Source organism: Limnothrix sp. FACHB-1083 (genome assembly GCF_014696485.1).
Taxonomy (GTDB): Bacteria; Cyanobacteriota; Cyanobacteriia; order CACIAM-69d; family CACIAM-69d; genus CACIAM-69d.
On the sequence record NZ_JACJQD010000008.1, the window covers coordinates 236,897 to 244,389 of the forward strand.

Annotated in this window: 4 protein-coding genes and 1 pseudogene; 3 read left to right on the forward strand and 2 right to left on the reverse strand. The window is 45.7% G+C overall.

The features are described 5' to 3' along the window. Positions 1–29 precede the first annotated feature (29 nt). Positions 30–1,616, reverse strand: a complete 1,587-nt coding sequence (locus H6F46_RS12395; protein ID WP_242027926.1) for a DNA phosphorothioation-associated putative methyltransferase — start codon at positions 1,614–1,616, stop codon at positions 30–32. A gap of 142 nt (positions 1,617–1,758) precedes the next feature. Here H6F46_RS12395 and H6F46_RS12400 point away from each other — a divergent pair, with 142 nt between their 5' ends. From H6F46_RS12400 to H6F46_RS12410, 3 genes are all read left to right on the forward strand, one after another. Further along, a complete protein-coding gene (locus H6F46_RS12400; protein ID WP_190354852.1) occupies positions 1,759–2,673 on the forward strand; it encodes a DUF4007 family protein in 915 nt (304 codons plus the stop codon). A 110-nt stretch (positions 2,674–2,783) separates the two neighbouring features. Further along, positions 2,784–6,326 carry a hypothetical protein gene (locus H6F46_RS12405; RefSeq protein WP_190354851.1) on the forward strand — a complete coding sequence of 1,181 codons (3,543 nt, stop codon included), beginning with the start codon at positions 2,784–2,786 and terminating at the stop codon, positions 6,324–6,326. Next, on the forward strand, positions 6,304–7,113 hold the full coding sequence (locus H6F46_RS12410) for a phosphoadenosine phosphosulfate reductase family protein (RefSeq protein ID WP_190354850.1): 810 nt from the start codon (positions 6,304–6,306) through the stop codon (positions 7,111–7,113). The genes H6F46_RS12405 and H6F46_RS12410 overlap by 23 nt, the downstream gene beginning before the upstream one ends. Before the next feature lie 262 nt (positions 7,114–7,375). On the opposite strand, the pseudogene H6F46_RS12415 reads toward H6F46_RS12410, so the two are convergent. Further along, a pseudogene (locus H6F46_RS12415) lies at positions 7,376–7,493 on the reverse strand (IS1 family transposase); the annotation flags it as partial.

Below are 7,493 nucleotides of genomic sequence, written 5' to 3' on the forward strand. Positions count from 1 at the left end.
GCAATTAAGTGGCTAGATTGAGTTGTCAATCAGGGGGCCGAACGAGGAGCTGAACCTGATGTTGATTTAGCAGCTAGTTGACGGCGACGGCGATCAGCCCGCAGTATCTTGAGGCGATATGGGTCAAGATTTTTACGTTCAATGAGTCGATGTCCTGACACCATCGCTCCACAATCTTGCAATCGACGCTCCCAACCCTGCAATGTTCCAATAGATTGTGGGCTATCTAATAATCCCCAGATTTCCTCTTGGCGCGTTAATTTCGCGAATTTTTCATACTGAGGGTGATCAGTAGCCAGAAACGTTTCCTTTCGATGCAAAATCGGAGGATTATCTCGATTGTCGTAGTCTCGATAAATAACCTGTAAGTTGCGTAAGTCAATTGTCATAGAAGTTTTAAGAGCTGGATGAGGATCAGCTTCAAATTTGGGATAATGTAGGTAGGAAATCTTAGGCTTGTCAAAAGAAAATTTAATTAAGTTTGCTTCATCTAGTCGCCCTACGGTGCGGGAAGCACATCCTTCATAAAGGCGAAGTTGTGGATCAAGTTGATCAAGAGCAGATAAATGGACATAAAGAGCTTTTGGGAGCTTTTTACCAATTAAGCTTGCTTGAGCTACTTTCCACAGACGATCAAGATCACCTAAATTGATTAGTAGTAGATCGGCTGCAATACAAGCTTGTTGATATGAGCCAAAGAAAACTTTAAAATCTTGTTGTAAGTCAAGAGAAAGTTCACTAAACCGTGGACGGCCAGTAAACTTAGTTAAGGCAAGGTAGAGTAGAGCATCTTGGCGACGGCGATCAGTTATAGCGTCCCATTCCGTAGAGTTAGTAGCTTTTAATACAACTCGAAATGCGGATTTAAAGCTGCCAAATATCTCTAACAAGCTAACTTCTATAGCTATATCTCCTGCATAACATCCCAACTCTCCAGGACTCGGCAAGCGGCCGCGATCACTGATGAAAGACATGAATGGTGTCAATAGATTCTGGTGTTCATCAAACTGGCGAATCGCTGTGCAAATTCGTGGAGTCGTAATACGAGATCGCCAACGCTTCGCTCTAAAACTTTGAGCATGAGCTTCATCACGAAAAACAAAGTAGATACCCAGGGCAACTGGAATTGAGTCAACTCCAAGTACTTGATCGATATAACTCTTCAGTTCTTCTTGCTCATAATATTTCTGAAATGTATTGTGGCTAGTAACAATGCCATCACCATAAATTGTGTAGCCGTTGCCTTCCAAAATTGCTACTTGAGCCGCTACGATTAAGACCTGCTCTGTCAGATTCCAGGCAGATACGAGTACTTGGCGGCGCTCTTCAGGACATTCAATGACGTTGATAACATAACCTAGGTTCACCACTGAGGCGGATGTTTGGGAGGTATCTGGTCGGTAATGAGGGTCGTAGCCAGCACAGTGCTTGAACCCACGATCGCGTAGCCGCCTCAGATCGCCTCCACGTCCACACCCATAGTCAAAAAAACTAGTGACTGGTGTGAGCAATCCAGCTTCAAGCGCTAAGCGGACGGGCTTCGAGAGATCAGCTCGGGTGATTGCAGCTCGATGGCGAGCAATTGTCGGACTGGCAGCAGTATTAGACATAAACATGGCTACTTCGGACAAACGATGTAGAGAGTAACAGCTAGGTGCGGAAGTCTTACGGGAAGCTCCCATAGGGAGCCTTAAGAATGTATGAGTGGTGTGGCAGGCAGTGTCATAATGTGTTGCTCTGGCACTCAAGGACAAATCGATGGTACGGCAAACGCACTTAGCTTTTGAGATTGTTTCTGAAGCAACACCAGTCTTTGCACGGCATGAAACCTTTCATCCACGCTTTGGTTGGTTGAAAAAAGGATTTGACCGAGCCAGCCAAGACTCATCCGTCTTTTTGCGTGAAGATGCAACTGTGCGCCTAGGCGTGGGAAAGAATATGGTGAGATCAATCCGCTATTGGTGTGAAGCATTCAAGTTACTCGATAACGATTTACCTACTGAGTTTGGGCAAAATCTCCTGAGAAGTGGAGGGTGGGATCCTTACCTAGAAGATCCCGCATCCTTGTGGCTACTGCACTGGCAGTTACTCCAACCAAACTGCTTAGCGACAGCATGGCATTTCACATTTAACTGCTTCCATCGCTTGGAATTCAAGCCAGATGATTTATTTAGCGAACTTAAGGATTATGTGGGTCGTCTTTCTGGACGTGCAGCAGACTCTTCCTTGCAGAAGGATATTTCTTGCTTGCTGCGCATGTATGCACGTCTTAGCTCTTTAAAAAATACAGCGGAGGATTCTTTGGATTGTCCCTTTTCAGAATTGGGCTTAATTCATCAAAGATCTGATGGAAATTATCATTTTCGAGTTGGAAAAAAACATAATTTACCTGCCGAGATTATAATTTATGCTAGCTTGATTTATGCAGTGAGTATTTCAAAGAATGTACGCACAATTCCTGTTTCAAAATTACTTTATGATCCATGTAGCCCCGGTGTAATATTCAAATTAGATGAGTCGTCGGTTTGCGAAGCCATTGAGCAGGTAATTAAGAAGAAAGAATCCTTACATTTGATTGATACGGCTGGTAAACTACAGTTTGTTTTTGATGGCAGCCCAGAGCAACTGGCTTCAGAAATTCTAGAGAGCTACTATCAAACAGGCTTTGCTTGATTCCATTCGGCGAGTTTAAACAAAACCAATAATTTAGGGAGCACCCTAAATATTGAAATTCTTGGCTAACTGTGCGCTTGAATTACCATTCATTAATCTCGGAGTGAAGCATGAATTCCAAAGTTTTGGGTCACTACTTTCATTTACATCGTCGTTATTCAAGGTCTATTAATTTAGAGCGAGATTTTGATCACCTAGAGACTTTAGAAGGTTATGTTTTAACTGAACGAGCTGAGAGTACTCTACAAAGAATCGTAATGGCTTGGGGGCAAAGCTCTGATAGCCGAGCTTGGACATTGACAGGTAACTATGGTACTGGAAAGTCAGCATTTGCACAGTACCTAGCAGCTTTAAGTCGCCCCCAGAATAGTCCTGAACGTGAAATAGCTCTGGCAATTGCTCGCCAATGTCTGGGGACGAATACTAATGAATTGAAAAATCTAGAACAAAACTTGCCACTTGATGGCTTGTGGCTAGGGATTGCTACAGGTCGGCGTGAGCCACTCAGTCATACGATTATCCGTGCACTTTCTCAAGGAGCAGATCTCTGTTGGGCAAATAGTAATCGGCCATCTGTTGCACTTGAGTTGACTGATTGGGCTGTGGAAATAGACACTAGCCGATCAATTCAACAGAAGGTTGAAATTTCAGATAAGCAAGTTCTTGATCTATTACATCAAGTCTTAGAAGAAAGTCAAAAAGATCTATTTTTGGCAATAGACGAACTAGGAAAAAATTTAGAATTTACAGCTCAGCATCAAGGAACCAGGGATTTATATCTTCTTCAACAGATTGCCGAGTTTAAGACTAAGCCTAAGTCGTCAAAGAACAAGAGTTCCAGGATTTTTTTATTAGGTCTATTACACCAATCTTTTGCAGGTTACAGTGATCGACTTGCGACAATTGAGCAAAGTGAATGGGCAAAAGTTCAAGGGCGCTTTGAAGATATTTCCTTCACTGAATCGCCAAACCAAATGACACGATTAATCGGTCAAGCAATTGATCGATCAAAAGCAGATCCAATTTTATGTGCCGTTCGTGAACAGGCGAGTACTTGGCAGTCAACTTTAAAAACTGCTTTAGGAGAGTATGACCTCAGTGAATCCATGATTGCTGAGGCTTATCCTTTACACCCCATTACGGCGATTGTTCTACCATTGTTATGTACAAGATATGCCCAAAATGATCGATCTTTATTCACATTTTTGACTAGTGACGAACCGCACGGATTCTGCGAATTTTTGCGGCAAACAATTGTTTTCAACTACTCCCTTCCAACATTCACCCTAGACCGACTTTACGATTATTTTGTGGAGTCTGTGTCTGGCTTAGCTTCACGGGTTAACTTACAACGCTGGGTGGAAGTTCAAAGCCTAATTCAGGATGCCCGTGATCGAGATCCAGATTTGCTGAGATTGTTAAAAACCATCGGGGTCTTAAACCTAGCTACTACAACCGGGACACTACGCGCCCGCCCAGAACTGGTCGCGCTGGCATTGTGCGATCGACCTGATGACTCAAGCGAGCAAGCCATATGGCTAGAACGCATTAATCGCCTACAAGAACAGGGCATCATTACCTATCGCCGACAGTTAGATGAGCTGAGAATTTGGCAGGGATCAGATTTTGATGTTGAAGGTGCAATCTATAAACAAGTTGAGCAAGATCGCCTCCCACTGGCCAAGAGTCTAGCAACAGTACGTCCTTTGAAACCCGTTGTTGCTCAACGACATTTACACGACACTGGAAACCTACGTTATTTTGAGCAGTGCTATGGCGATACCACAACGAATTGGCAGCGACTAGGATGCTCATTTTCTGCGAGTGATGGCTTAGTGCTCTATTGGATTGATGAAACACTGCCACAGAATGTGCCAGCCAAAACAGCCGATGGGAAACCACTCATTGTGGTGGAAGTTGCGAAAGTTGATTTGCTGCGCACACGCGCTAGAGAAGTAAAGGCTTTGCAGCAAGTCAATAAAGCGCCGGAGCTAACAAGTGATAGTGTTGCCCGTCACGAGGTTCGTTATCGCTTGCAGGAAGCTGAGCGGTTATTAGATGACACGATGTTGCTGGCATTAGGCTGGGCAGGCGAGCAATTAACCTGTTGGATTTTGGGTGAACGTAAGCAGGTACAAAACATTCAGGCTTTCCGCGCGGCAGTCTCGGATGTGTGCGATCGCACCTATGACAAAGCTTGGCAACTGGACAACGAGTTAATCAATCGGCGGGAGTTAACCACTCAAGGTGCAAAGGCACGACGGTTGCTTATCGAGGCAATGTTGAGCCATGCGAGTGCGCCACGCTTGGGGCTAACCGGCTACGGGCCGGAAGTAGCCATGTATTACTCGGTGCTGGATTCTACTGGCATCCATCGCCAGGAACAAGGCTTATGGGGATTTTTTCCACCCCTTGAAAATTCAGGCTTAGTGACTGTTTGGAAAGCGATCGAGCAGTTTTGCTGTGCAGCGGTTACAGAACGACGCTCCCTAGCAGATCTCTATATCCAGCTAGAGCAGCCTCCCTATGGCTTGAAGCGGGGGGCGATCCCTGTCGTCTTAGCAGCTATACTTCTGCACCGGGCCGAAGATTTTGCTGTTTACAAAGATGATGGCTTTGTTGCAGTTCTGGGGCCAGAGCACTTTGAACTATTAGTAAAAGACCCTGCCCGATTCTCCGTCAAATACTTTGAGTTACTGGGCTTACGATCTGTTGTCTTTCGTGAACTCGAAGTGGCTTTGCGCTCAAAACGTGCAGAACCGTTGCCGGGCGTGCGCAACTTCAGCTTGCTAGCGATTGCTAAGCCTCTGTTTAGCTTTGTGAAGCAATTGAACAAGTATGTTTTGCAAACAAGGCACATTAGCCCCGAAGCACAGCAAGTTTTGCAAGTTCTGCAACAGGCTCAAGAACCTGATGAAGTCCTCTTCACGGCACTACCCAAGGCCTGTGGACTACAGCCCATTGCGGCAGGCGTTGCCGCAGATGAAGACATGGCCCGAGAGTTTAAGCGGGCCTTGGTAGCTTGCCTGCGAGAGCTGAATGTTGCTTATGATCGACTATTGGAGCGCTGCCAGACCTGCCTACTGGAGGCCTTGGGAGTTCGAGGCGAGGCGAGGTATTTGCGAGAGGATATCCGCGTGCGATCGCGTCACCTGCTGCCGGGATGCTTGGAGCCGACGCTGAAGCGATTCTTAAAAGCGGCGGTTGATGAGTCTCTTGATGATCGAGCTTGGTTAGAGGCCTTGACGATGGTTGTGGCTGATAAGCCGCCGCGTTCTTGGACGGATGACGATGCTGTGCAGTTCGAGGTAAAACTTAGTGATCTCGCGCGACGATTCAAAAATCTGGAGGCGGTTCAGTCGAGCACCGAAGCTCAGCGAGAAGGCTTTGAGGCGGTTCGCCTAACGATAACGCGCACGGATGGGCGAGAAGTCAACCAAGTAGTGTGGGTTGACCGTAGAGAAAGCGAGGTGCTTGATCGTTTGATTGCAGAAATTCTGCAAAATTCTGGCTTATCCGACAATTCTCGTCTACAACAGGCGTTGTTGGCTCGCTTAGGCGAGAGGGTGCTATCCCCTGAGGAGAATGATCAGGTTGCCAAAGCTCGAAAAAAGCGTCACAATCTTCCTCATGAGCAATCAGAAACCAGTTAGACATATCCTCGGTTTGTCGGGGGGCAAAGACAGTACAGCTCTAGCGGTATTCATGAGCCAGCATCACCCAGAGCTGGAGATTGAGTACTTTTTCTGTGATACCCATAAGGAACTACCTGAAACTTATGAGTACTTGGATCGGATCGAAGCGCGGCTAGGGATTACGATCCAGAGGTTGGAGTCCGAAAGGGGGTTTGATCACTGGCTCGATATCTATGGCGGAATGTTGCCCTCGCCAAAGGCTCGCTGGTGTACAAAGCAGATGAAAATTCTGCCCCTAGAGAAATTTGTGGGTGAAGACGAGGCAGTTAGCTATATTGCAATTCGTGCTGATGAGAATCGTGAGGGCTATGTTTCAACTAAGCCCAATATCACCCCTGTTTTTCCATTCAGAGAGCATGGCTTAAAAAAAGCTGATGTTTTTCAGATGCTTGAAGAAAGCGGTATCGGTATTCCTGACTATTACCGTTGGCGCAGCAGATCGGGATGTTTTTTCTGTTTCTTTCAGCGAAAGTATGAGTGGGTTAAGCTTGCCGAGGAGCATCCTGACCTGTTTGCTGAAGCCGTCCGCTATGAGCAAGAGCATAGTGATGGCAGGAATTACTCTTGGACAGAGGGTGAAACTTTACTAGAACTTCTCCTGAGAAAGGATGAGATTCTGAATCAATATCAACAACAGCAAAAATCTGTATCTGCAAGTACATCTCTAAAATCTATTGCAGAACAGATTGAGCTAGCTCTTGGTCATGAAGATGATCAACTACCTTGCTTAGCTTGCCATCTGTAAAATTTATTTCTGTTGATGAACTCAGATTCTGTGTACGACTTAGCTAGAAAAGGTCAAATCTTTACCGGAAGTCTAGAAAGAGACTACGAACTAAGTCTTCGGTGGCTCCCTTTTTACGTTGATGAATTTCCTTCTACTATTCATGATGTAGAACTCAAGTGGGAACACTGTAAGTTTGTGGAGGCCGCAAGGACAAGCATTCCGCGCCAACAAGGAGTTTATTGTTTTTCTGTCTTGCTGGGTGAACCCTTTCGGTAGTGAATCAGATTAATGTGGGATAGGTAGCAATGTCATGCCAAGTCCATGCCCTAGTCGCTAATCCCGCTCGTTCAGCAGCCGTGGTTTTGAAACGACTATGCTGCCAAATCCAGTTGAAATAA

What these genes read in the sequence shown, in the direction of transcription:
- H6F46_RS12400 (WP_190354852.1), top strand. Translation starts at nt 1,759, where the DNA reads ATGGTACGGCAAACGCACTTAGCTTTTGAGATTGTTTCTGAAGCAACA.
- H6F46_RS12395 (WP_242027926.1), bottom strand. Translation starts at nt 1,616, where the DNA reads ATGTTTATGTCTAATACTGCTGCCAGTCCGACAATTGCTCGCCATCGA.
- H6F46_RS12410 (WP_190354850.1), top strand. Translation starts at nt 6,304, where the DNA reads ATGAGCAATCAGAAACCAGTTAGACATATCCTCGGTTTGTCGGGGGGC.
- H6F46_RS12405 (WP_190354851.1), top strand. Translation starts at nt 2,784, where the DNA reads ATGAATTCCAAAGTTTTGGGTCACTACTTTCATTTACATCGTCGTTAT.